Genomic DNA, 23,009 nt, shown 5'->3' with positions numbered 1-23,009 from the left:
CCGGGGGGGCGGTTTTTCCCCCTTTTACGGGGGGTGGGGGGGGGGGGCGGTGTCGGGGGGGGGGGGCTGCGGTCGGGCCCCCCCGGCCCCCGCCTCCGCGTTCTCACCCCCCTGTACCCCCCTGTTCCACCGGCCTTCCACCGGGCTTCCACCGGTCTTCCGATGGACCTCCGACGGACTTCCGGCGGACTTCCGGCGACCGGTTCCCCCCATAACGCGGTGCGTTGTCCACAGGCTTCCCCGACCCGATCCGAATACTGGGATGCTGGGGTCGCAAGAAGCCGTGCGAAGCGGCGGGCCGGTACGGATCGACATGGGGGAACGGGGCTGTGGTGGACGACGGCAGGGTGCGGGTGGTCATCGCCGAGGATTCGGTGCTGCTGCGGGAGGGCCTCACAAGGCTGCTGACGGACCGCGGACACGAGGTGGTCGCGGGGGTCGGCGACGGTGACGCGCTGGTGAAGACGGTGGGCGAGCTGGCCGCGGCGGGCGAGCTGCCGGATGTGGTGGTGGCGGATGTACGGATGCCCCCGACGCATACGGACGAGGGGGTCAGGGCGGCCGTGCGGCTGCGCCGGGACCATCCGGGGATAGGAGTCCTGGTCCTCTCGCAGTATGTGGAGGAGCGGTACGCGACGGAGCTGCTGGCGGGCAGCAGCCGTGGTGTGGGCTATCTGCTGAAGGACCGGGTCGCCGAGGTCCGCGAGTTCGTGGACGCGGTGGTGCGGGTGGCGACGGGGGGCACGGCACTGGACCCCGAGGTGGTGGCCCAGCTGCTGGGGCGCAGCCGTAAGCAGGACGTGCTGGCGAAACTGACACCGAGGGAGCGGGAGGTCCTGGGTCTGATGGCGGAGGGCCGGACCAATTCGGCGATCGCGAAGCAGCTCGTGGTGAGCGACGGCGCGGTCGAGAAGCATGTGAGCAATATCTTCCAGAAGCTCGGCCTGTCGCCCAGTGACGGGGATCACCGCAGGGTGCTGGCCGTGCTGACGTATCTCAACTCCTAGCGACCTGACACTCTGTCAGATTCCGGGCCGGGCGGCGGGTCCTACTACCAAAGGACGAGCGGGAGTGTCCCGCCGGGCGGACCACCGAGGTGGGGTGAAATGTGACAGACCAGGACAAAATCCCGTCTCATTTTCCAGTCCAGCATATGAGCGGTACGGGGAAGGTGACCCTTACCGACGTAGGGTTGCACGTGGAACGGCCAGTGGGACGGCCGGCCCCAGCAGCCGCCTCAAGGGAGGTCCATTTCAGTGACCAGCCAGGTCAGTAGCCCAGCCGAGCATGCCGACGAGGCTGACGGGGTCAGCGGGACCGGCGACGCCACCGAGGCGGTTGTCGGCGAACAGCGCTTTCCCGACGCGGAAGCCGCCGACGGTGGCGCCCCGCCCGTGAAGGAGGTCCGCAAGCTGGACCGGGTGATCATCCGGTTCGCGGGCGACTCCGGCGACGGCATGCAGCTCACCGGCGACCGTTTCACCTCCGAGACAGCGTCCTTCGGCAACGACCTCTCGACGCTGCCGAACTTCCCCGCCGAGATCCGCGCCCCCGCCGGGACCCTGCCCGGCGTGTCCAGCTTCCAGCTGCACTTCGCGGACCACGACATCCTCACGCCGGGTGACGCGCCCAATGTGCTGGTCGCGATGAATCCGGCCGCTCTGAAGGCGAATATCGCCGACGTCCCGCGCGGCGGCGAGATCATCGTCAACACGGACGAGTTCGCCAAGCGCGCGATGGCCAAGGTCGGCTACGACGTCTCGCCGCTGGAGGACGGCTCCCTCGACGCCTACCACGTCCACCCGGTGCCGCTGACGACGCTGACGATCGAGGCGCTGAAGGACTTCGGGCTCTCCCGCAAGGAGGCCGAGCGCAGCAAGAACATGTTCGCGCTGGGGCTTCTGAGCTGGATGTACCACCGGCCCACCGAGGGTACGGAAGCCTTTCTGCGGACCAAGTTCGCCAAGAAGCCGACGATCGCCGAGGCGAATATCGCCGCCTTCCGCGCCGGCTGGAACTTCGGCGAGACGACCGAGGACTTCGCCGTCTCGTACGAGGTGGCACCGGCCACCAAGGCGTTCCCCACCGGGACGTACCGCAATATCTCCGGCAATCTGGCACTGTCGCTGGGTCTGATCGCCGCGGCCCGCCAGGCGGATCTGCCGCTGTACCTGGGCTCGTACCCGATCACTCCGGCCTCGGACATCCTCCACGAGCTGTCCAAGCACAAGAACTTCGGGGTGCGGACCTTCCAGGCGGAGGACGAGATCGCCGGGATCGGCGCGGCGCTCGGCGCCGCGTTCGGCGGATCCCTCGCGGTCACCACCACCTCGGGACCGGGTGTCGCCCTCAAGTCCGAGACGATCGGCCTCGCGGTCTCCCTGGAGCTGCCGCTGGTCATCGTGGACATTCAGCGCGGCGGCCCCTCAACCGGTCTGCCGACCAAGACCGAGCAGGCCGACCTGCTGCAGGCGATGTACGGCCGCAACGGCGAGGCGCCCGTGCCCGTGGTCGCCCCGCGCACCCCGGCGGACTGCTTCGACGCCGCCGTGGACGCCGCCCGGATCGCCCTGGCCTACCGCACCCCGGTCTTCCTCCTCTCCGACGGCTATCTGGCCAACGGATCCGAGCCGTGGCGGGTCCCGGAGCCGGACGAGCTGCCCGATCTGCGGGTCCGCTTCGCGACCGGCCCCAACCACGAACTGGCCGACGGTACCGAGGTCTTCTGGCCCTACAAGCGGGACCCGGAGACCCTGGCCCGCCCCTGGGCCGTGCCGGGCACACCCGGTCTCGAACACCGCATCGGCGGGATCGAGAAGCAGGACGGCACGGGCAATATCTCCTACGACCCGGCCAACCACGACTTCATGGTCCGTACCCGCCAGGCCAAGGTGGACGGGATCGCCGTGCCCGATCTGGAGGTCGACGACCCGGACGGCGCGACCACCCTGGTCCTGGGCTGGGGCTCGACCTTCGGCCCGATCACGGCCGCCGTCCGCAGGCTGCGGGCGGCGGGCGTCCCGATCGCCCAGGCCCATCTGCGCCATCTCAACCCCTTCCCGGAGAACCTCGGTGAGGTGCTCGGCCACTACCGCAAGGTGTTCGTGCCGGAGATGAACCTCGGTCAGCTCGCCCTGCTGATCCGGGCGAGGTACCTGGTCGACGCGTACAGCTACAACCAGGTCAACGGCATGCCGTTCAAGGCCGAGCAGCTCGCCACGGCTCTCAAGGAGGCCATCGATGACTGAGACCGCCGCGCATCCCGCGACCACGGCCGCCGGGGCCACAGGACCCGGCTCCGGTCTGCTCTCCCTGGTCCCCAAGGCCGAGGCCAAGCAGTCCATGAAGGACTTCAAGTCCGATCAGGAGGTCCGCTGGTGCCCCGGCTGCGGTGACTACGCGATCCTGGCGGCCGTTCAGGGCTTCATGCCCGAGCTCGGCCTCGCCAAGGAGAACATCGTCTTCGTCTCCGGCATCGGCTGCTCCTCCCGCTTCCCGTACTACATGAACACCTACGGGATGCACTCCATCCACGGCCGGGCCCCGTCCATCGCGACCGGGCTCTCCTCCTCCCGCCGCGATCTCAGCGTCTGGGTGGTCACCGGTGACGGCGACGCGCTCTCCATCGGCGGCAACCACCTGATCCACGCCCTGCGGCGGAACGTCAATCTGAAGATCCTGCTCTTCAACAACCGGATCTACGGACTGACCAAGGGCCAGTACAGCCCCACATCCGAGGTCGGCAAGATCACCAAGTCGACCCCGATGGGCTCCCTGGACGCCCCGTTCAACCCGGTGTCGCTGGCGATCGGCGCCGAGGCCACCTTCGTGGCCCGTACGGTCGACTCCGACCGCAAGCACCTCACCTCGGTCCTGCGTGCCGCCGCCGACCACGAGGGCACGGCCCTGGTGGAGATCTACCAGAACTGCAACATCTTCAACGACGGCGCGTTCGAGGTCCTCAAGGACAAGCAGCAGGCGGAGGAGGCGGTGATCCGGCTGGAGCACGGGCAGCCGATCCGCTTCGGCGCCGAGAACGCGAAGGGTGTCGTCCGCGACCCGGCGACCGGCGATCTGGAGGTCGTCGAGGTCACCCCGGAGAACGAGTCGCGCGTCCTGGTCCACGACGCGCACAGCACCTCACCGACCACGGCCTTCGCGCTCTCCCGGCTGGCCGACGCGGACACGCTGCACCACACCCCGATCGGTGTGCTGCGCTCGGTCCGCCGCCCGGTGTACGACACGCTGATGGCGGACCAGCTCGACCGGGCCGTCGAGCAGTACGGCAAGGGCGATCTGTCGTCGCTGCTCCAGGGCAACGACACCTGGACCGTGGTGGGCTGACCCCGTGGGGCCACGGGCCCCGCGGGTGACCGCCGCCCGACACCGAGGAGCCGTCCCCGCCGCGCACGCCGCGCACGAAGCGCGGCGGGGGCGGCTTCTTCGTAGCGGTCGCGGCGACGGACGGCCGTCATGACCGTATGTCGATACGGGCATGACAGTCCGGCCCCCGGACGCGTACCTTCGTCGCACATGGATACGGTGCGCCCAGGGCGTGTGCCGTACACGGACCGGGTCGCACCGGGCCCGGGCCCGGGCCGGAACGGGGGAGAGATCCAGTGTCATCGGACGGAGAGCAGCGCGCGGGGCTGCTGTACGGAATCGGCGCGTACGGGATGTGGGGTCTCGTCCCCCTCTTCTGGCCGCTGCTGAAGCCGTCGGGCGCCACCGAGATCCTCGCCCACCGTATGACGTGGTCGCTGGTGGTCGTCGTCCTCGCGCTGCTGGTCGTGAAGCGGTGGCGGTGGATACGCGAGCTGCTGGGCGACCCCCGCAAGCTCGGGCTGATCTCGGTGGCGGCCGTGGTCATCTCGGTCAACTGGGGCGTCTACATCTGGTCCGTGAACACGGGCCGGGTGGTGGAGGCGTCCCTCGGGTACTTCATCAATCCGCTGGTCACCATCGCGATGGGCGTCCTGCTGCTGAAGGAACGGCTGCGGCCCGCGCAGTGGGCGGCGGTCGGGATCGGCTTCTCGGCGGTTCTGGTCCTGGCGATCGGCTACGGGCAGCCGCCCTGGATCTCCCTCGTCCTCGCGTTCTCCTTCGCCACCTACGGGCTGGCGAAGAAGAAGACGAACATCGGCGGTCTGGAGTCGCTGGCGGCCGAGACCGCGATCCTCTTCCTCCCGGCGCTGGGCTATCTGATCTGGTTGGCGGCACGGGGCGACGCGACCTTCGGCGCCGAGGGCACCGGGCATCTGCTGCTGCTCGCGGCGACGGGCCTGGTGACCGCCGTACCGCTGGTCTGCTTCGGCGCGGCGGCGATCCGGATACCGCTGTCGACGCTGGGCCTGCTCCAGTATCTGGCGCCGGTCTTCCAGTTCCTGCTGGGAGTCGCCTACTTCCACGAGGCGATGCCCGCCGAGCGCTGGGCCGGGTTCGGGCTGGTGTGGCTGGCGCTGGCCGTACTGACCTGGGACGCGCTGCGGACGGCACGGCGTACGAGGGAGCGGGCGGAGGCCCTGCGGGCGGCGGGCGAACCGGTCGTCGCGACCGGCGGCCGGGCTGGCACGGCGGCGGCAGCGGCGGCGCGGATCGCCCCGGCGCCGCCCGCGGGTGCCCCGGAACCAGCGGAGGCACCCACGCCGCCGGCCGAGGCGGCCGTCCGTACCGAACCGGCTTCCTGAGGGCCGGGCCGGGACATCCGGGAGAGGCCACCGGGCGGGGCGGGCGCGTCGGCGCCCCACCGCAGTGGCCCAATCCGCCACCCGACCGGCCCACACTTCCGTCCCACCCCGGGCCGCCGTCCCCCGCCGGTGTTACGACCGGAGTACGGGTCCCGGGTCCGCCGGAGCCCTCTGCGGACGGAGTCCGGACATGTCCCAGCCCCTGCCCCTGGCCCTTTCCGTCGATTTCGGCGCGGGCTTCTCCCAGGCATGGAACGCGGTGGCGGCCTTCATACCCAAGCTCATCGGCTTCCTCGTGATCCTGCTCATCGGCTGGTTCATCGCCAAGCTGATAGCCCGGGTGGTGGACCGGCTGCTGCGCAGGGTCGGTTCCGAGAAGCTCTCCGAACGCAGTGGTACCGCACACGCCCTGCGGAACTCGTCGCACGACGCCACCGCCATCCTCACCAAGATCATTTATTACGGGCTGCTGCTGATCGTGCTCCAGCTGGCCCTCGGGGTCTTCGGCCCCAACCCCATCAGCAGAATGATCAACGCGGTGGTCGCCTGGCTGCCGAGGGCCGTGGTGGCGCTGGTGATCGTGGTGGTCGCGATGGCGATCGCCCGCGCGGTGCGCGAGATCATCAACGACGCCCTCAGCGGTACCTCGTACGGCAAGGTCCTCGCCACCGTCGCCTGGGCGTTCATCGTGGCGCTCGGCGCGATCGCCGCACTCGGCCAGGCCGGTATCGCGACCGCGATCACCGGGCCCCTGCTGCTGGCCACGCTCGGCACGGTCGCGGGCATCCTGATCGTGGGCGTCGGCGGCGGGCTGATCGGGCCGATGCGCTCGCGCTGGGAGAACTGGCTGACCCGCGCCGAGGCGGAGACCTCGGGCGCCGCCCGGGACAGCATCAGCGCCTATCAGCAGGGCCGGTCGGACGCGGCGGCCGGTCAGCCGGCGCCGGGAACGCGGACGGCTCCCGGGACGACCGGGGAGCGGCGCACGGGCGGCGACCAGGGGCCGCGCGGCAACGACGGTCCGTACGACCCGATGTGATCACACCGGCGGTACGGGATGGTCCGCCGCGGCACCCGCGCCGGACCGTCCCGTACCGCCGCACCGGAAACACCAGGACAACGGCCGGGCGCGGCTCACCGGGAGAGCAGATCGTGCTCGCGCACCAGCCAGCAGACCGCGGTGAGCCGCAGCGTCGCGAAGTCGTATCCCACCGGTTCGGTCCACTCCGTCTCCGTGAGCCAGTCCGTGAACCCGAGGACGTAGTCGGCGAGATCCTCCCGCCGTACGTCGCCGGAGTCGGCCCCGGCCCAGGCCCCGGCCCGCGCGTCCCGCCCCCGGGCGGAGCCCCGGCCGCCGCCCCGCCGCCGGGGCCGGGGCACCAGCGCGTCCCGGACATCGGCCGCGTGCTGGTCGACGGCGGCGACGAGCCCCGGGTCGAAGGAGAACTCCGACAGCCGGGGCAGATACGCCGCCACGACGCCCACCAGCGGGCAGTCGGCGGCCGGGCCGGGGTCCGGCAAGGAGGAGGGCTGGTCCATCGTCCCACCGTACGCGCCGGACAAGCCCGGACAGACGTGACATTCATCGCAGCCCCCATGCCTGTTGAGCATGGTGAGCACGGGGGCGTACGCGATCACGGCCGGGTCAGCCCGCCGCTCGTACCGCCCCCGCCGGAACCTCCACCACCGGGGGCAGGCCGGTCGCCGCACCCTCACCGCCCTTGTCGGCACGCCCGCCGCGCAGCCCCATGGCCGCCACGACGAGACCGATGACGACCATCACCACCGGCACCACGAGACCCGCCCGGAACGCCTCCATCCGGTTGTCGTCGCCGCCCATGAGTCCGTAGACCGCCGTCACCCCCGAGATGCCGACCGCACCGCCGAACTGCATCGCGGTCTGGAGCAGCCCGCCCGCGAGCCCCTGCTCCTCCGCCGGAATCCCGTCGGTGGCGGCGATGGTGAGCGGCCCGAGCCCCAGCCCGAAGGCGATCCCGGCGAGGGTGAGGGCGGGCAGCATCGCGAGATACGACCAGTCGTTGCCGACCGGCAGGAACAGGACGTACGACGCGACCGCGACCACAAAGCTCGAGAAGATCACCCGGGCCGTGCCGAAGCGGTTCACCAGGATCGGGGTGACGGTCGGGGCGAGCACCACGTCGATCCCCGCGACCAGCAGCGCGAGCGATGTCTGGAGGGATGTCCAGCCGCGCAGCTCCTGCAGATAGAGCGTGACCATGAACTGGAAGCCGAAGAACGCCCCGAAGAGCAGCATCATCCCGATATCGGCCCGGACCATGGCCCCGTTGCGCAGAATGCCGAGCCGGACCAGGGGAACGGCGGCCCGGCGCTCGATCCGGACGAACAGCCCGGCCAGCAGCAGTCCGGCGCCCCCGACCGCGAGGGTGATCCCCCAGCCCGCGAAGCCGTGTTCGAGCCGGATGATGCCGTAGACGAGCAGCAGCATCGCGCCCGCGGCCGTGACGGCTCCGGGCAGATCGAAGCCGCCGGTACGGGGCGGGACCCGGTCGGCGGGCAGCAGCCGCAGCGCCCCGGCGAGGATCAGCACGGCGAGCACGACGGGGGCGAAGAAGACCCAGCGCCAGCCGAACTCGGTGAGCAGTCCGCCGATGACCAGACCGAGGGAGAAGCCGCCCGCCGAGGTGCCCGCGTAGATCATCAGGGCCATGTTCCGCTGGCGGCCCGCGGTGTAGGAGGTGGTGATGACGGAGAGGGACGCCGGGGTCATAAACGCGGCGGCCACACCGGTCACGAAGCGCGACACCACCAGCATCCAGCCCTCCGTGGCGAAGCCGCCGAGGCCGGAGAAGGCGATGAAGACGACCAGCCAGAGCAGGAACATCCGGCGGCGGCCCAGCAGATCGGCGGCGCGTCCGCCGAGCAGGGTGAAGCCCGCGTAGCCGAGGACGTAGCCGCTGACGACCCAGGCGGCGGTGCCGGTGGCCAGACCCAGATCGGCCCGGATGGCGGGTACGGCGACGGCGAGCATCGCGATGTCGATGCCCTCCAGGAAGACGGTGCCGCACAGAACGGCGAGCATCGCCTTGGCCCGCCCGGACATGGCGGCCGACGCGGCGGGTGCCGGTACGGGCTCGGGCTCGGGCTCGGGTACGGCGTCGGAGGAGGGCGGGTCGGGGGTCGGGGACGGAGAGGAGGTCGGGGGTGGTGGGGCTGCGGACATCGGCTGACTCCGGCGTACGGCACGGGGGCATGCCGAGGCGCTGGCATGCCGAAGGAAGGGGAGGCGGTTACTCGTACGAGGGTCGGTTCCCTCTTGTAACCATGTCGATCCTCCGGCAGGATGACGTCCGGTGGAAGGAGGCACTTTGAAGTCACCCGGTTACCTGGGAGTGCCCGAGTTCGAGGACGACGGGGACCCGGACCCCTTCCAGTGGGACGCCCGTGAGGACTGCGAGGTACGGCAGATCCTCGACCGGATCGCCGACAAGTGGTCGCTGCTGGTCATCGCCCTGCTCGACAGCAGGGTCCTGCGCTTCTCCGAACTGCGCCGCGAGATCGACGGGATCAGCCAGCGCATGCTGACGGTGACACTGCGCCAGTTGGAGCGGGACGGGCTCGTCAGCCGTACGGTGCACCCGGTCGTCCCGCCCAGGGTGGAGTACGCGCTCACCGAGCTGGGCTGCACCCTGCACACCACCATCCGGTCGCTCGTCACCTGGACCGAACAGCACCAGAACGAGATCGCGGCGGCCCGGGCCTCCTACGACACCCGCGACGAGCCGACGGCACCGGAGGGACCGGTCCGGCTCCCGGCCCCGACACCGGCACCGACACCGACACCGGCGTCGGCACCCGTCGAACGCGCCGCGGTACGACAGCCCCGATAGCCTCCCGGCCGCGACCACGGCCCCCGCCGCCCCGCCCCGCGCCGCCGACCGATCGGCCCCTACGCGCCGCCGGTCGCCCCGCCCGCGCATTCCCCGCCTTCCCCGCCTCCGCCGTCGGGCTGGCGGGCCCGGTGCGCCCGCACCTTGTGCCGGTTGCCGCACCGCTCCATCGAGCACCAGCGGCGGCGGCCCGGCCGGGACGTGTCCACGAACACCAGCCCGCAGTCGTCCGCGCCGCACTCCCGTATCCGCCCGGCGTACGGGCCGGTGAACAGGTCCACCGCGTCCCGCGCCACCGCCGACAGCACTTGGGCGCCGGTGGCCCCGGGCACCCACGCCCGGGTACCGCCGGGGCCGAACCGAGGCACCGGCGGCGGATGCGCGGCGGCGGCGTCGACGATCGCGAGGTCCGCGGGACCCGGCTCCCGGCCGCCGATCCGCGCCGACACCAGCCGGTGGACCGCGTTCCGCAGCTCCCGGGCGGCGGTGACCTCCTCCGGCTCGACCCGGGGCGCCAGACCGTCCGGCAGTCTGCTGCGCCCGGCCCACTCCACCAGATCGGCGGGCCCGTACAGCGACTCCCAGCGGGCCAGTTCGCCGGGGCCGCCCGTGAGCAGCAGTTCGAGGCAGAGCGTCCCGGCGTCGAAGCGGAAGGAGCCGCCGGACGGGGGGCGGAGGAGGAACCCTCTTGCGATGTCGACCATGTAACTAATATAAACGGTTACATGACTGCGCCACTGCACTGGAAGCTCACCATCGACGCCGCCGACCCCCTGGCCCAGGCCGACTTCTGGGCCGCCGCCCTCGGATACCAGGTCGAGGACCACGCCACGCTCATTGCCGGACTGCGCGAGCAGGGCTATCTGCCGGACGGCTCCACGACCGAGCGGTACGGCCGGGACGTCTGGCTCGATCTGGCCGCCGTCCGCCATCCGGACGACCGGTACGACGAGCGGAAGGGCATCGGCCTGGGCCGCCGGCTGCTGTTCCAGCGGGTACCGGAGGCCAAGACGGTCAAGAACCGTCTCCACCTCGATCTGCATGTGGGCACGGACCGGATCCCGGCCGAGGTCGCCCGGCTGCGCGAACTGGGTGCCACCGTGCTCCACGAGCAGCGGCAGCCGATGGGCACCTGGACGACGATGGCCGATCCCGAGGGCAACGAGTTCTGCGTGGAGTAGTGGAGCCGTGGAGCAGTGGAGTAGCCGCTCCGCCGCTCGCGCTCACCCCCGGCTCCGGGGGTGAGCGCGAGCGTTCGCATCCGACGGGAATTGATCAGGAATCGACCATCGGAGCGATGGGAAGTGATGCGGACGCGACCACTTCGGAACCGTCTCCAAAACCACTTCTGTTCTGTATACGAACACGACTGACCGGTTTCCGCCCTTGACGGTCCATCACGCTCTCCCGGACTCTGAGCACCGCGCACCACCGCTCCAGCGCCCTGGATCCCGCCATTCCGGGGCGGCCCGCTCGTTCCGTCCTGTCCCCGCACGGAATCCCCCCGGAGCCCTTATGCGACTCTCCGTTCCCCGCCGTCTTTCTCTCCGTCCCAGACGTGGCATAGCCGGAGCCGCGATAGCCCTGGCCGGGCTGGTCGCGGCCGCCTCACCGGCGGCGACGGCACCGGCACCGACCGCCCCCGCGACCGTCTCCGGCACGGCGGCGCTCGCCGCGCCCGACATACCCCTCGCCAATGTGAAGGCGCATCTGTCGCAGTTCCAGTCGATCGCGTCGGCGAACGGCGGCAACCGCGCCCACGGCCGCCCCGGCTACCGCGCGTCCCTCGACTATGTGAAGGCGAAGCTGGACGCGGCCGGGTACACCACCTCCATCCAGAGCTTCAGCTCCGGCGGCGCCACCGGCTACAACCTGATAGCCGACTGGCCCGGCGGCGACCCCGGCCAGGTGCTCATGGCGGGTGCGCATCTGGACTCCGTGGCCTCGGGCGCCGGGATCAACGACAACGGCTCGGGATCCGCCGCCGTCCTGGAGACGGCCCTCGCGGTCTCCCGGGCCGGACTCCAGCCCACCAAGCATCTGCGGTTCGGCTGGTGGGGCGCCGAGGAGGTCGGTCTGGTCGGCTCCCGGTACTACGTCAACAACCTGCCGGCCGCCGAGCGTTCGAAGATCTCCTCCTATCTCAACTTCGACATGATCGGCTCCCCGAACCCGGGCTACTTCGTCTACGACGACGACGTCCAGCTGGAGAAGGTCTTCAAGGACTATTTCGGCGGGCTCGGGGTGCCCACCGAGATCGAGACCGAGGGCGACGGCCGCTCCGACCACGCCTCCTTCAAGAATGTGGGCATCCGGGTCGGCGGGCTGTTCACCGGCGCGGGCCGGACGAAGACGGCGGCCCAGGTCCAGAAGTGGGGCGGTACGGCGGGCCAGGCCTTCGACCGCTGCTACCACTCCTCCTGCGACACCACGGCGAACATCAACGACACCGCCCTCGACCGCAACAGCGACGCGGTCGCCCATGCCGTCTGGACCCTGGGCACCGGCGTCGTCGTCCCGCCGGGCGACAGCTACGAGAACACCGACGACGTCGCAGTCCCGGACAACGGCGCCGCCGTGACCTCGACCGTCACCGTCGCCGGCCGGACCGGCAACGCCCCGCCCGTCCTCTCCGTCGGGGTGGACATCCGGCACACCTGGCGCGGCGATCTGGTGATCGACCTGCTGGCCCCGGACGGCACGGCGTACCGGCTCAAGAACTCCAGTGGCAACGACTCGGCGGACAACGTCATCGCCACCTATACCGTCAACGCCTCCAGTGAGCCCGCCAACGGCGCCTGGAAGCTGCGCGTCCAGGACGTCGGTGCGCAGGACACCGGCTACATCAACAGCTGGAAGCTCACCTTCTGAGCCGCGGCGGCCCTCCGCGGGGCCGCCGCACCACCCACGCACCACCGCACCACGTACACCACCCACGCACCACCCGGCCGTGACGCCATGGGCCGCCCCAGGAACCGCCACCCCCCACAGGCTGCATGCGTGTGCTCCCATCGCACACGCATGCAGCCATGTACGGGCTGGGCCGGGCGCGGTCAGGCCGTGATGTCCTTGGTGGTGAAGCGCGCCCAGGCGGCCGACCCGAACACCGCCGCGTACAGCGCCTGGAGTCCCAGGTTCTTCCGGATCTCGCCCCAGTACACCGGCTCGCGCAGCAGATCCGAGAACGACAGCCAGTAATGCGGGAAGAGATACGGGTGGATCGCGTCCAGTTGCGGGATCGAGCCGAGGATCTGAATCGTGATCACCAGGCCGACCGTGGTGGCCATCGCCGCGATCCCGCTGCTGGTGAGCGTCGAGACGAACAGCCCGAGCGCGGCGAGCCCGGCCAGCGACAACGCGACGACCAGGGCGACCGTCGCGGCGCGCGTCAGCCCGTCCCCGAAGGAGATCCGGGTCCCCGAGATCGTGGTGACATCGCCGAGCGGGAAGAGCGCGGCCCCCACCAGCAGCGCGGAGACCGCGACGACCAGGGTGGCGAGCAGACAGAACACCAGCGTCGTGGCGTACTTGACCAGCAGCAGCCGGGTCCGCCCGGCCGGGGCGACCAGCAGATACCGCAGGGTGCCGGAGGCCGACTCCCCGGCGATGGCGTCACCCGCGACGACGCCCACCGTCATCGGCAGGAACACCGGCAGCGTGGCGGCGAGGGCGGCGAAGACGAGGAACAGTCCGTTGTTGGTGATCTGGGAGATGAACGCGGGCCCTTCCTCGCCTCCACCGCCCATCCGACCGCCGTCCCCGGTCTCGATCCGTACCGCGATACCGATCAGCAGCGGCACCGCGGCCAACACCCCGAGCAGGGCGAGAGTCCGCCAACGCCGCAGGGTCACCACCAGCTCGGAACGGAACAGTCCCAGCGTCCGCAACGGCGCGCCCGCGGCGCCCGTGCCCGTCCCGGACCCCGGCTCGACGACGGACTCCGGCTCAACCCGCGACATCGAAACCCTCCCCCGTCAGCGCCACGAAGGCCTCCTCCAGCGACGCCCGTTCCACCCCGAACCCGCGCACCCTGACCCCGGCCGCGACCAGCGCCGCGGTCAGTTCGGCCAGCTCCACCTCGGGGCCGGGCGGTTCGGCGGTCACCCGCTCGCCGTCCGGCTCGGCCACCACCTCGGTGATCCCCCGCTCCTTCAGCAGCCGGGCCGCGTCGTCCGTGTCCGGTGTCAGGACGGTCAGCCGTCCCCGCGCGCGGGCCGCCAGTTCTGCGACGGGGCCCTGGGTGAGCAGTCTGCCCCGGGCCATCACCGCCGCATGGGTGCAGACCTGCTCGATCTCGTCGAGCAGATGGGAGGAGAGGAAGACCGTCGTCCCGTCGGCGGCCAGCTCCCGCACCAGGGCGCGGATCTCCCGCATGCCCTGCGGGTCGAGGCCGTTCGTCGGCTCGTCGAGGACGAGCAGCCGACGGGGCCGCAGCAGCGCGGCGGCCAGCCCGAGCCGCTGCTTCATCCCCAGGGAGTACGCCCTGGCCTTCTTCCCGGCGGCCGTGGCGAGCCCCACCCGTTCCAGGGCGGCGCCGACCCGGTCCCGCCGGGTCCGGGGATCGGCGGTGGGATCCGCGGCGTCGAACCGGAGCAGATTGTCCCGTCCGCTGAGGAAGCCGTAGAGCGCCGGGCCCTCGATCAACGCCCCGACCTGCGGCAGTACGGTCCTGGCCGCCCCCGGCATCGATCCGCCGAGCACCGTGGCCCGCCCGGCCGTCGGCTCGATCAGCCCCATCAGCATCCTGATGGTCGTGGTCTTGCCGGAGCCGTTCGGCCCGAGGAACCCGAAGACGCTGCCCGCGGGGACGGTGAGATCGAGCCGGTCCACGGCGAGCTGACCGCCCCGGAACCGCTTGGTGAGCCCCCGTGTCTCGATCACGGTCGGCGGATCCACCGCCGCCCCGTCCGGCGATGCCGCCGCAGCTGTCATGCTCTCCCCCGACCTCTTCCGTACGTCCGCCCGCCCGCCGGTACGGCTCCGGCGCGCCCGGTCCCGTCCGCCCACCGTACGGCCTGTGCGGCCCCCGCGGTGGGCGGACGGACCACGGCGGCAGCGGCGGTACGTCCCCGCCCGGGCCTCCCCCGATCCTCCCGATCCTCCCGGACCTCCCCGACCCTCCCGGGCCTCCCCGGTCCGGCCACCGGCGACGCGGGGCCGGCTACCGGCGACGCGGGGCCGCGTAACGCGTCACTTGTCGGCGTTCGCGGCCGCCACCAGCGCGCCCTTGGTGACGGCGCCCACGTACACCGTGCCGCTGTCCGTCATCAGCGCGTTCACCAGACGGGTCTTGAAGAGCGTGCCCGAGCCGAAGTCGCCCTTCACCGACTCGGTGAGGTCGCCCAGGAACTCCGCGGCCTCGGGCGGCAGTCCGCCCGCGCCGCCGGGCAGCGCGCCGCCGGAGCCCTCCGACGCCCCGATCCTGGCGATCGAGGTCCAGCCCTCGCCCATCACGTTCAGCCCCTCGGGCCCGGCGAGACCCGGGCCGTCGTGGCCGTCCTTCGCCCCGCCCTTGAGGCCCTTCTCCAGCTCCTTCTCGAACGCCTCGGCCTCCCGCTCCAGCGACGCGCCGTGCTTCTCGGCCTCCTTCGCGAGGTCCTCGGGGCCCGTCACCTTCGCGCCCTTCGGCGGGGTGAAGTCGAACGTCGACGCGGCGGGCTTGCCGAAGTCCACCTTGGTGAAGCCGACGTCGATCGCGGCCTTGCCACCGGAGGACGGCACCACCGTGAACTTCAGCGGCGTACCCGTCTTCGAGTCCACCGCGATCTTCACGGAACCGATGGTCGAACCGTCCTGCTTGGGCTTGACGACCAGCTGGTACGCCGTGCGCCCGGCGACCCGGGCGGTGCCGTCGACGGTCACCGACGTCGTCTCGTCAACCGCCTTCAGCGCCTCCTGGGCCAGCTCGCGGGGCGTCGGCGCCTCCGCCGACAGTCCAGGGACGCCATCGGCGCCCTTCCCCTTCTTCCCCTTCCCGCCGTGCTCACCGGATGCCCCCGCCCCGGTGCCGGGGTCCTTCTGGTGGAAGACCTCGTTGGACGCGCTGTCGTACGCCCACACCTCGTCCCCGTTGCGGATGAGGCTGTACTCGGAGGTCTTCTCGACGATCGACACCTTCTGCCGCTCGGGTCCGTCGACCGCCACCCGCAGTGTGTGCGAGCCGGTCGCCAGCTCCATCAGCTTGGCGTCGGGGGACGCCGACGAGCCCGCGCCGTCCTCGCCGCCGCGCTCCCCGCCGTCCGAGGCGCCGCCCGAGGCCGCGCCCGATACCGCGCCCGACAGGAGGGAGCCCCCGAGCCCCCCGAAGTCGGGGAGCCCCAGATCCGTACTGATCTTCACATTGCCCGAGAGCCGCTCGGTCTCGGACGCGGCGATCCTCTCGATCAGCTCCTGGGCGCTGACCTCGGGCAGATCGGGATCGCCGGAGGCCGCGAGAGCCGGGACCAGACCGATGGTCGCCGCGGCCACGCCCGCCACCGCGACCGGAAGGGCGTAGCGCGCCGCGCGGCGGCGGCGCGCGAGGGGAGCGCCCGTGTCCTGGGTGGTCTGTGCGCCGGCGGTACCGGCGGCGCTTTCGTCGTTCCGTGCCATGGTGTGGCCTACCTCCGTGGTCGGTCAGGAGCAGTGAATCCATCTGACCAAATTGCCGTCGCCGGGGCGTCAATCCGGGGGAGCAACTAGGTGTACGCCTGTGGGATGACGGTTCCCTAAGGGGGCTCCCCCATTCGGCGGCGCCCGGCCGGCGGCGCTCTCATCCCCCGTCGTACGCGGCGACGAGCTCACGCCCCCGGGAGCGGAGGAACTCCACCGTCAGCCGGGCCCGCCGGGCCCGCCACCCACCGGAGACCGCGGTCGCCCCGGCGTCGTTCCCGGTCCCGTACCTCCGGCGCCGGACATCCGCCACGACCTCGGCGGGCGCCTCCAGTTCGGCCAGCACCCCGAAGGCCTCGGCCTTGGTGATGAGCCGCCCGTCCCGCAGGGTGACGGCGGCCCGCGGCAGGGCCAGCATCCCGAAGTCGACCCACCCGTCGCCGCGGAACAACCGCTCGTCGTCGCAGAGCCGCAGCAGGTTGTCCCGGATGTCCCCGGCGACGTACTCCCGTAGTTGTCGGTCCGTCACCTCGGGGAGCAGTCCGCCGACCGGCCGGCCGTACCGCACCTGTCCGAACCGGTGCAGCTCGGCCCGGGTCACCGGGCTCACCGTGCGCCGGTACAGCTCCCGGTGGGCCCAGGTCGGATGCTCCCGCCCGGGATCGGCCAGCTCCGCCGTCGGCAGATAGGAGCAGTGCAGCTTCCCCGCGAGCGGCTCGTCCCGTTCGAGACGGCGGTGAAGCCCGGTCAGCCGCTGCTCCTCCTGCTGGGTGCAGGGCCGTTCGACGACCGCGATCAGATCGAGGTCGGAGCGGCCCGGCCGGTAGTCGGTCCCCTCCGCGATCGAGCCGTGCACCCAGACCGCGACCAGCGGCACCAGGTCAGGCAGTCCGTCGACGAAGCGGGTGAGCAGCCGTTCGGTGGCCGGGTCGGCCGGCCGCGCCGCACCGGGTACCTCGGGAGCCGTGGGATCCATGGGCCCAGTCTGGTCCCCGCGACCGCAGAAGGGCAGCCCTCGCCCCCGATGGAGCAACGGCGGATCGACGACGCTCGGAGGGGAAGGCCGACCGTTCCGACGGCTCAGCCCGCGCGGTGCACCACGGCGTCGCACAGCTCCTCCAGAGCCGCCTTCGCATAGCACTCCGGCAGCGGGGCCAGCTTGGAGCGGGCCTCCTCGGCGTACCGGATGGTGTCCCTCCGGGCCTGCTCCAGCGCCGGGTGGGCGCGCAGCCGGGTCAGCACCTCCGCGTGCCGGGCGTCGTCTGCGAGGTCGCCGTCGAGGAGGGCGACGAGTTCGAGGTCCTCGGGCAGCCCCCGCGCCTCGGCCCTGGCCCGCAGATGGAGCACCGGCAGGGTGGGGATGCCCTCGCGCAGATCCGTACCGGGCGTCTTGCCGGACTCGTGGGAGTCGCTGGCGATGTCGAGGACGTCGTCGGCGAGCTGGAAGGCGACGCCGAGCCGCTCCCCGTACTGGGTGAGGATGTCCGTGACACCGTCGTCCGCGCCGGACATCATCGCGCCGAAGCGCCCGGAGACCGCGATCAGCGACCCCGTCTTGCCACCGATCACATCGAGATAGTGCTCCACCGGGTCGCGTCCGTCGCGGGGCCCGGCCGTCTCCAGGATCTGGCCGGTGACCAGCCGCTCGAACGCCTCCGCCTGGATGCGGACGGCCTCGGGGCCGAGGTCGGCGAGGATGTGCGAGGCGCGGGCGAAGAGGAAGTCACCGGTCAGGACGGCGACGGAGTTGCCCCAGCGGGCGTTGGCGCTGGGCACCCCGCGCCGGACGTCCGCCTCGTCCATCACGTCGTCGTGGTAGAGCGTCGCCAGATGGGTCAGCTCGACGACGACGGCGGAGGGGACGATCCCGGGCGCGTACGGGTCGCCGAACTGGGCGGCCAGCATCACCAGCAGCGGCCGGAAGCGCTTGCCACCCGCACGGACGAGGTGCTGTGCCGCCTCCGTGATGAACGGCACCTCACTCTTGGTGGCTTCGAGGAGACCCGCCTCGACGGCCGACAGTCCGGTCTGGACATCGGCCTCAAGAGCCTGGTCCCGCACGCTCAGCCCGAACGGCCCGACGACGGTCACTAGGTGGTCTCCTGTCTGCTGATCATCACTCGGATTGTCGATGTGTCGCTGGATTCACTCAAGTCAGCGTATCCGGTCGCGTTTGGATCACCATGGGCGCCTTCCCGCCGCCGACGGTATGTTCGTGATCAGTACATACGACCACAGGTGAGCTTTACGACGGTATCGGCGACGGGTACCCGCGACCGTACCGGTGAACCCCTTCCGGGACCGGTCCCGGAGACGGCCGCCGGGCGCCCGGGGACCCGTTCCCGCGGCCCGTCCGCGGGTCGCGGGCGCAGTTCGCGGGCGCCGTTCGCAGACGCGGGTCACGGGCGGGGGCCCCGGCCGTCGGCGGGCCCACCCCGGGCACGGAGGCCCCGCCATGCGCCAGTACTCCCGACGCCCCTGGCACACCCCGCCCTCGCACCCCACCCGCCAGGACGACCTCTTCCTCCCCCTCTCCGACGGCACCCGCCTGCACGCCCGGCTCTGGCGGCCCCTCTCGGACACCGCCACCGACACCGCCACCGCCGCCACCACCCCCGCCGACACCGCCGACACCACCCCCACCCCCGTTCTCCTCGAATACGCCCCGGACCGGCTGACCGACGCCACCGCCGCCCGGGACGCCCGCCGTCACCGCTGGTACGCGTCCCGCGGCTACGCCTCCGTCCGCGTCGACGCCCGCGGCCACGGCTCGGGCGAAGGCATTCCGGCGGCCCCCTGGGGCGGCCCGGACCGCGGCCCCGCCCCGGACGCGGCGGCCGACGCCGCCGACGCGGCCGAGGTGGTGGAGTGGCTGGCGGGCCGGCCGTGGTGCGACGGCCGCGTCGGCATGTTCGGCCTGGGCCCCGGCGCCGGGATCGCGCTGCGCGTCGCCGTCCTCGCCCCGGACCCGCTGCGGGCCGTCGTCGCGGTCGGCGCGACCGTCGACCCGTACCAGGAGGACGGCGCCCATCTCGGCGGGACGGTCGCCCCCGACTCCCTGCACGCCCGCTCCACGGCCCTGCTCGCCGCGCTCTGCTCGCCGCCGGACCCCCGCTACGCCGGGGCCGACGTCTGGCGCGAGCGGTGGACCGCCCGGCTGGCCGCCGTGGTGCCGCCGCTGTACGGAGCCCTCGCGCACCCGCTCCGCGACGACCACTGGCCCACCTGGACCGCGTCCGACGCCGGAGCCGTACGCGCCCCGGTCCTGGCCGTGAGCGGCTGGTACGACCCGGCCCGCGACACCGTGCTCCGGCTGCTGGAGACGCTCCCCGCCGACCGGGTGCGCGGGCTGATCGGCCCCTGGGCGCGCCACTACCCCGACGAGCCGGGGCCAGGCCCCGCGATCGGCTTCCTCCACGAGACGCTGCGGTGGTGGGACCGCCATCTGCGCGGCGCCGACCTGGCCGACGACCCCCTGCTCCGCGTCTGGCTGACCGACCCGGACGCACCCGCCGCCGGGCCCGGAGGCACCCGTTCCGAGCCCGGCGCAAAACTCGGACGCACCCGTTCCGAGTCCGCCGGAACGCCCGGAAGCGCCCCCTCCGGCCGCTGGATCGCGGAGTCCGTCTGGCCCTCCCCCGACATCCGCACCATCCCGTACGCCCTGCGGGGCGACCCCGTACCCGTCGTCTCCCCCGCCCATACCGGCACCGACGCGGGCCGTCCACTGCCGGAGCCGGGCCGGGCGGCCGACCTCCCGCCCGATCAGCGGGAGGAGGACGCGCGCTCCGCGTGCTTCGAATTCCCCGTCCCGGGTGACGGCTTGACCGTCCTCGGCCGCCCCCGCGTCACCCTCCGGCTGCGGCTGGACGTCCCCCACGGCCGTATCGCCGTACGCCTGTGCGATGTCGCACCCGACGGTTCGTCGACGCTGATCGCCCGGGGCGTACGGAACCCGGCCGCCCGCGACGGGCTCGACCGGGCCCGCGCCTGGACCCCCGGCACCGTCGCGGACGTGTCGTTCGCCCTGGCGGCGGCCGGGTACGCGGTACCGCCGGGACACCGGCTCCGGCTCGCGGTCTCCTCCGCGTACTGGCCGTGGCTCTGGCCGCCGGCCGGCCCGGCGGCGGGCTTCGTCCTGCTCCCGGAGGGCTCCCGCCTCGACCTCCCGATCCGCGACCCGGACCCGCCGGGCCCCCCGCCCGACGCCGTCCGGTTCGGCCCGCCCGAGCGCGTCGAACCCCTCGGCGTCATCGCCCCCGCCCCGCTCACCGCGCCCGCCGAACGCCGCCCCGAACACGCCCTGACCCGGGACACCGGTACGGAGTCCTGGCGGCTGGAGACCGATCCCCGCCCCCTGGGCGCGGACGGCGCGAGCCGGGTGTACCCGGACGGTCTGGAGGTCTTCGACGAGGCCCGGGAGATCCGGACGATCCGTTCCGGCGATCCGCTGTCGGCACGGGCCGAGACGGAGTGGACCGTACGGTTCCACCGTCCCGAACTCGCCTGGGACATCACCGTGGAGACCCGCTCCGCCCTGTTCTGCGCGGCGGACGATCTGGTCGCCGAGGACGAGGTGATCTGCCGGGACAACACCGGCGGACCGGCGCACCGCGGTGAGGTGGTCTTCCACCGCAGCTGGGTGAAACGTTTTCCCAGAACGGCGGGCTGATCGCGCCCTGCCGGTCCCGTGCGTCCCCCACGTAACGTGTCCCCCACATCGTGAAGAGCGCCGTGCGCCCGGCCGTCGACGGCACCCGCCGTACGGCCCCGCACAGAATCGGAAACGAGGCAGGCACAGATGTCCGAGCAGAGCCCGCTCGATCTGGCCGAGGGCGACCCCTTCGGCCCGCACAACCTCCCCTACGGCGTCTTCTCCACCGCCGACGAGCCCGACCGCCGCAGGGTCGGCGTCCGGATCGGGCGGTACGTGCTCGACGCGGGGGCGGCGGCCCTCACCCTGGGCTCCCCCTACGCCGCGCTCCTCGACAGGCCCGGCCTCAACCCCCTGCTCGCGGCCGGGCGCACCGCCTGGCGCGACGTCCGCCGCGCGCTCACCGCCTGGGTGACGGTCCCGGCCCACCGGACCGTGATCGAGCCCCTGCTCCACACGCTGGACGAGGTCACCCTCCATCTGCCGTACGAGGTCGCCGACTACGTCGACTTCTACGCCAGTGAGCACCACGCCACCAATGTGGGCCGGATGTTCCGCCCCGACGGCGAACCCCTCACCCCCAACTGGAAGCACCTGCCGATCGGCTACCACGGCCGCGCGGGCACGGTCGTGGTCTCCGGTACGGATGTCGTACGCCCCCGGGGCCAGCGCAAGGCCCCCGCCGATCCGGCGCCCGTCTTCGGGCCGTCGGTGAAGCTCGACATCGAGGCCGAGGTCGGCTTTCTCGTCGGGGCGCCCACGGCGCTCGGCGCCTCCGTACCGCTCGGCGACTTCCGCGAGCACGTGTTCGGTCTCTCCCTGCTCAACGACTGGTCGGCCCGGGACGTCCAGGCGTGGGAGTACGTGCCCCTGGGCCCGTTCCTCGGCAAGTCGTTCGCCACCTCGGTATCGGCCTGGGTCACCCCGCTGGAGGCCCTCGACGCGGCCCGTACCGCCCCGCCCGCCCGGGACGTCCCGCCGCTGCCCTATCTCGACGACTCCGCCGACGACGAGCCGGGCGGCTTCGACATCCGGATCTCCGTGGCCCTCAACGGTCATGTGATCGCCGAACCGCCGTTCGCCACCATGTACTGGACGGCGGCCCAGCAGCTCACCCATATGACGGTCAACGGCGCCTCCTTGCGCACCGGCGACCTCTTCGCCTCCGGCACGGTCAGCGGCCCCGAGACCCACCAGCGGGGCTCCCTCCTCGAACTCACCTGGAACGGCCGCGACCCCCTCCCCCTCCCCGGCGGCGACCGCACCTTCCTCCAGGACGGCGACACGGTCACCATGACCGCCTGGGCCCCCGGCCCGGACGGCGTCCGCGTCGGCCTCGGCGAGGTCACCGGCCGCGTCGTCCCGTCGGCCTGAACGCCACGCGAACGCCGATATCCGAGCCACGTTCACCCGTACGAAGGGGGTTCACCCCCTTCCCGCCGATAACCTGACCGCACCGGCGAGACTCCGTCGCATGGGAGCACTGATGAGCGTCGAACCCGAGGCCCCTCGGCCCGAACAGGGCCGGCCGATGCCACCGGCCGGCGGGTGGACCGCCGACGACCTGGACACGCTTCCGAACCTGCCTCCGCATACGGAGCTGATCGACGGAAGCCTTGTCTTCGTGAGTCCGCAGTCCGTTTTCCATATCAGGGCGGTCGACTTCTTCAACTGGCAGTTGCGGTCGCTCGCCCCTGCGGACTACGAGGTCCTCCGCGAATTCACCATCGACGTCGACCGTCAGAACCGGCCGGAGCCCGATGTCATCGTGATGAGCGCGGAGACCGTCGAAGGGTACGGACAGACTCGGCTCCCCGCCGGGTCCGTCACCCTCGCCGTCGAGGTCGTGTCCCCCGAGTCCGTCAGCCGGGACCGGGAGACCAAGCCCGTCAAATACGCCCGCGCCGGGATCCCCCACTACTGGCGGGTGGAGAACGACGGGGGCCGGGCCGTCGTCTATGTCTTCGAACGCGAGCCGACCACCGGCCAGTACGTCGCCACGGGGATCTTCCACGACCGGCTCAAGGTCTCCGTACCCTTCCCGGTCGATCTCGACCTCACCGAGATCACTCCGCGCCGCTCCCGCCCCTGAACGAAACCAACACCGGGGCCCGGCCTCCCCGTCAGGGAGGCCGGCCCCCGGTGCGGAACGCGACGGGGCGGGCGGGCAGGTGGGGGTAATCGGACGAATACGCCCGCCATGACGGC

19 protein-coding genes are annotated in these 23,009 nt (G+C 72.1%); 11 read left to right on the top strand and 8 right to left on the bottom strand.

What is annotated here, in order from left to right; all coding sequences use genetic code 11:
* The first annotated feature begins 347 nt into the window (after positions 1-347).
* From ACFXG1_RS29660 to ACFXG1_RS29640, 5 genes are all read left to right on the top strand, one after another.
* On the top strand, positions 348-1,007 hold the full coding sequence (locus ACFXG1_RS29660) for a LuxR C-terminal-related transcriptional regulator (protein ID WP_384712411.1): 660 nt from the start codon (positions 348-350) through the stop codon (positions 1,005-1,007).
* 249 nt (positions 1,008-1,256) lie between these two features.
* Complete coding sequence (locus ACFXG1_RS29655; RefSeq protein WP_384712399.1) at positions 1,257-3,248, top strand: 2-oxoacid:acceptor oxidoreductase subunit alpha; 1,992 nt, start codon at positions 1,257-1,259, stop codon at positions 3,246-3,248.
* The gene (locus tag ACFXG1_RS29650) at positions 3,241-4,344 is read left to right on the top strand and encodes a 2-oxoacid:ferredoxin oxidoreductase subunit beta (RefSeq protein WP_384712396.1); all 1,104 of its coding nucleotides are present in this window, start codon (positions 3,241-3,243) and stop codon (positions 4,342-4,344) included. Before ACFXG1_RS29655 ends, ACFXG1_RS29650 begins: the two co-directional genes overlap by 8 nt.
* A gap of 275 nt (positions 4,345-4,619) precedes the next feature.
* Positions 4,620-5,687 carry an EamA family transporter RarD gene (gene rarD, locus ACFXG1_RS29645; RefSeq protein WP_384712393.1) on the top strand — a complete coding sequence of 356 codons (1,068 nt, stop codon included), beginning with the start codon at positions 4,620-4,622 and terminating at the stop codon, positions 5,685-5,687.
* 190 nt (positions 5,688-5,877) lie between these two features.
* Complete coding sequence (locus ACFXG1_RS29640; protein ID WP_384712390.1) at positions 5,878-6,726, top strand: hypothetical protein; 849 nt, start codon at positions 5,878-5,880, stop codon at positions 6,724-6,726.
* Between the two features lie 95 nt (positions 6,727-6,821).
* On the opposite strand, the gene ACFXG1_RS29635 is transcribed toward ACFXG1_RS29640, so the two are convergent.
* Complete coding sequence (locus ACFXG1_RS29635) at positions 6,822-7,226, bottom strand: DUF6401 family natural product biosynthesis protein (RefSeq protein WP_384717735.1); 405 nt, start codon at positions 7,224-7,226, stop codon at positions 6,822-6,824.
* Positions 7,227-7,332: 106 nt separating this feature from the next.
* Complete coding sequence (locus ACFXG1_RS29630; protein WP_384717744.1) at positions 7,333-8,769, bottom strand: MFS transporter; 1,437 nt, start codon at positions 8,767-8,769, stop codon at positions 7,333-7,335.
* Positions 8,770-9,019: 250 nt separating this feature from the next.
* Between ACFXG1_RS29630 and ACFXG1_RS29625 the strand changes: the two genes are divergently transcribed.
* Complete coding sequence (locus ACFXG1_RS29625; RefSeq protein ID WP_384745314.1) at positions 9,020-9,556, top strand: winged helix-turn-helix transcriptional regulator; 537 nt, start codon at positions 9,020-9,022, stop codon at positions 9,554-9,556.
* Between the two features lie 59 nt (positions 9,557-9,615).
* Here ACFXG1_RS29625 and ACFXG1_RS29620 read toward each other — a convergent pair whose 3' ends face one another.
* Positions 9,616-10,260: a CGNR zinc finger domain-containing protein gene (locus ACFXG1_RS29620; protein ID WP_384745312.1), complete on the bottom strand. Its 645-nt coding sequence runs from the start codon at positions 10,258-10,260 to the stop codon at positions 9,616-9,618.
* 21 nt (positions 10,261-10,281) lie between these two features.
* On the opposite strand from ACFXG1_RS29620, the gene ACFXG1_RS29615 reads away from it, so the two are divergent.
* Complete coding sequence (locus ACFXG1_RS29615; RefSeq protein WP_384718852.1) at positions 10,282-10,737, top strand: VOC family protein; 456 nt, start codon at positions 10,282-10,284, stop codon at positions 10,735-10,737.
* A 334-nt stretch (positions 10,738-11,071) separates the two neighbouring features.
* Complete coding sequence (locus ACFXG1_RS29610; RefSeq protein ID WP_384718854.1) at positions 11,072-12,427, top strand: M28 family metallopeptidase; 1,356 nt, start codon at positions 11,072-11,074, stop codon at positions 12,425-12,427.
* A 182-nt stretch (positions 12,428-12,609) separates the two neighbouring features.
* Here ACFXG1_RS29610 and ACFXG1_RS29605 read toward each other — a convergent pair whose 3' ends face one another.
* From ACFXG1_RS29605 to ACFXG1_RS29585, 5 genes are all read right to left on the bottom strand, one after another.
* Positions 12,610-13,515 carry an ABC transporter permease gene (locus ACFXG1_RS29605; protein ID WP_384718856.1) on the bottom strand — a complete coding sequence of 302 codons (906 nt, stop codon included), beginning with the start codon at positions 13,513-13,515 and terminating at the stop codon, positions 12,610-12,612.
* On the bottom strand, positions 13,502-14,488 hold the full coding sequence (locus ACFXG1_RS29600) for an ABC transporter ATP-binding protein (RefSeq protein WP_384718858.1): 987 nt from the start codon (positions 14,486-14,488) through the stop codon (positions 13,502-13,504). The genes ACFXG1_RS29605 and ACFXG1_RS29600 overlap by 14 nt, the downstream gene beginning before the upstream one ends.
* Positions 14,489-14,746: 258 nt before the next feature.
* Complete coding sequence (locus tag ACFXG1_RS29595) at positions 14,747-16,147, bottom strand: outer membrane lipoprotein carrier protein LolA (protein ID WP_384711409.1); 1,401 nt, start codon at positions 16,145-16,147, stop codon at positions 14,747-14,749.
* Positions 16,148-16,307: 160 nt separating this feature from the next.
* Positions 16,308-17,123, bottom strand: coding sequence for a nucleotidyltransferase (locus ACFXG1_RS29590; RefSeq protein ID WP_384711405.1), 816 nt, complete (start codon positions 17,121-17,123; stop codon positions 16,308-16,310).
* A 104-nt stretch (positions 17,124-17,227) separates the two neighbouring features.
* Positions 17,228-18,238, bottom strand: a complete 1,011-nt coding sequence (locus tag ACFXG1_RS29585; protein WP_384711401.1) for a polyprenyl synthetase family protein — start codon at positions 18,236-18,238, stop codon at positions 17,228-17,230.
* 364 nt (positions 18,239-18,602) lie between these two features.
* On the opposite strand from ACFXG1_RS29585, the gene ACFXG1_RS29580 reads away from it, so the two are divergent.
* The 3 genes from ACFXG1_RS29580 (at position 18,603) to ACFXG1_RS29570 (ending at position 22,893) form a co-directional block, all read left to right on the top strand.
* Positions 18,603-20,819 carry a CocE/NonD family hydrolase gene (locus ACFXG1_RS29580; RefSeq protein WP_384745308.1) on the top strand — a complete coding sequence of 739 codons (2,217 nt, stop codon included), beginning with the start codon at positions 18,603-18,605 and terminating at the stop codon, positions 20,817-20,819.
* 129 nt (positions 20,820-20,948) lie between these two features.
* Complete coding sequence (fahA, locus tag ACFXG1_RS29575; RefSeq protein WP_384719829.1) at positions 20,949-22,175, top strand: fumarylacetoacetase; 1,227 nt, start codon at positions 20,949-20,951, stop codon at positions 22,173-22,175.
* Positions 22,176-22,287: 112 nt separating this feature from the next.
* On the top strand, positions 22,288-22,893 hold the full coding sequence (locus ACFXG1_RS29570) for a Uma2 family endonuclease (protein ID WP_384719831.1): 606 nt from the start codon (positions 22,288-22,290) through the stop codon (positions 22,891-22,893).
* Positions 22,894-23,009: the final 116 nt, after the last annotated feature.

Source organism: Streptomyces sp. NPDC059248, from assembly GCF_042753905.1.
Taxonomy (GTDB): domain Bacteria; phylum Actinomycetota; class Actinomycetes; order Streptomycetales; family Streptomycetaceae; genus Streptomyces.
This window is presented reverse-complemented; position numbering and strand designations above follow the sequence as displayed.

Bases quoted from the DNA above. Each gene is read 5' to 3' on its own strand.
- ACFXG1_RS29630 (WP_384717744.1), bottom strand. From the start codon at position 8,769: ATGTCCGGGCGGGCCAAGGCGATGCTCGCCGTTCTGTGCGGCACCGTC.
- ACFXG1_RS29620 (WP_384745312.1), bottom strand. From the start codon at position 10,260: ATGGTCGACATCGCAAGAGGGTTCCTCCTCCGCCCCCCGTCCGGCGGC.
- ACFXG1_RS29580 (WP_384745308.1), top strand. From the start codon at position 18,603: ATGCGCCAGTACTCCCGACGCCCCTGGCACACCCCGCCCTCGCACCCC.
- ACFXG1_RS29650 (WP_384712396.1), top strand. From the start codon at position 3,241: ATGACTGAGACCGCCGCGCATCCCGCGACCACGGCCGCCGGGGCCACA.
- ACFXG1_RS29610 (WP_384718854.1), top strand. From the start codon at position 11,072: ATGCGACTCTCCGTTCCCCGCCGTCTTTCTCTCCGTCCCAGACGTGGC.
- ACFXG1_RS29600 (WP_384718858.1), bottom strand. From the start codon at position 14,488: ATGACAGCTGCGGCGGCATCGCCGGACGGGGCGGCGGTGGATCCGCCG.
- ACFXG1_RS29595 (WP_384711409.1), bottom strand. From the start codon at position 16,147: ATGGCACGGAACGACGAAAGCGCCGCCGGTACCGCCGGCGCACAGACC.
- ACFXG1_RS29635 (WP_384717735.1), bottom strand. From the start codon at position 7,226: ATGGACCAGCCCTCCTCCTTGCCGGACCCCGGCCCGGCCGCCGACTGC.
- ACFXG1_RS29605 (WP_384718856.1), bottom strand. From the start codon at position 13,515: ATGTCGCGGGTTGAGCCGGAGTCCGTCGTCGAGCCGGGGTCCGGGACG.
- ACFXG1_RS29570 (WP_384719831.1), top strand. From the start codon at position 22,288: ATGAGCGTCGAACCCGAGGCCCCTCGGCCCGAACAGGGCCGGCCGATG.
- ACFXG1_RS29590 (WP_384711405.1), bottom strand. From the start codon at position 17,123: ATGGATCCCACGGCTCCCGAGGTACCCGGTGCGGCGCGGCCGGCCGAC.
- ACFXG1_RS29640 (WP_384712390.1), top strand. From the start codon at position 5,878: ATGTCCCAGCCCCTGCCCCTGGCCCTTTCCGTCGATTTCGGCGCGGGC.
- fahA (WP_384719829.1), top strand. From the start codon at position 20,949: ATGTCCGAGCAGAGCCCGCTCGATCTGGCCGAGGGCGACCCCTTCGGC.
- ACFXG1_RS29615 (WP_384718852.1), top strand. From the start codon at position 10,282: ATGACTGCGCCACTGCACTGGAAGCTCACCATCGACGCCGCCGACCCC.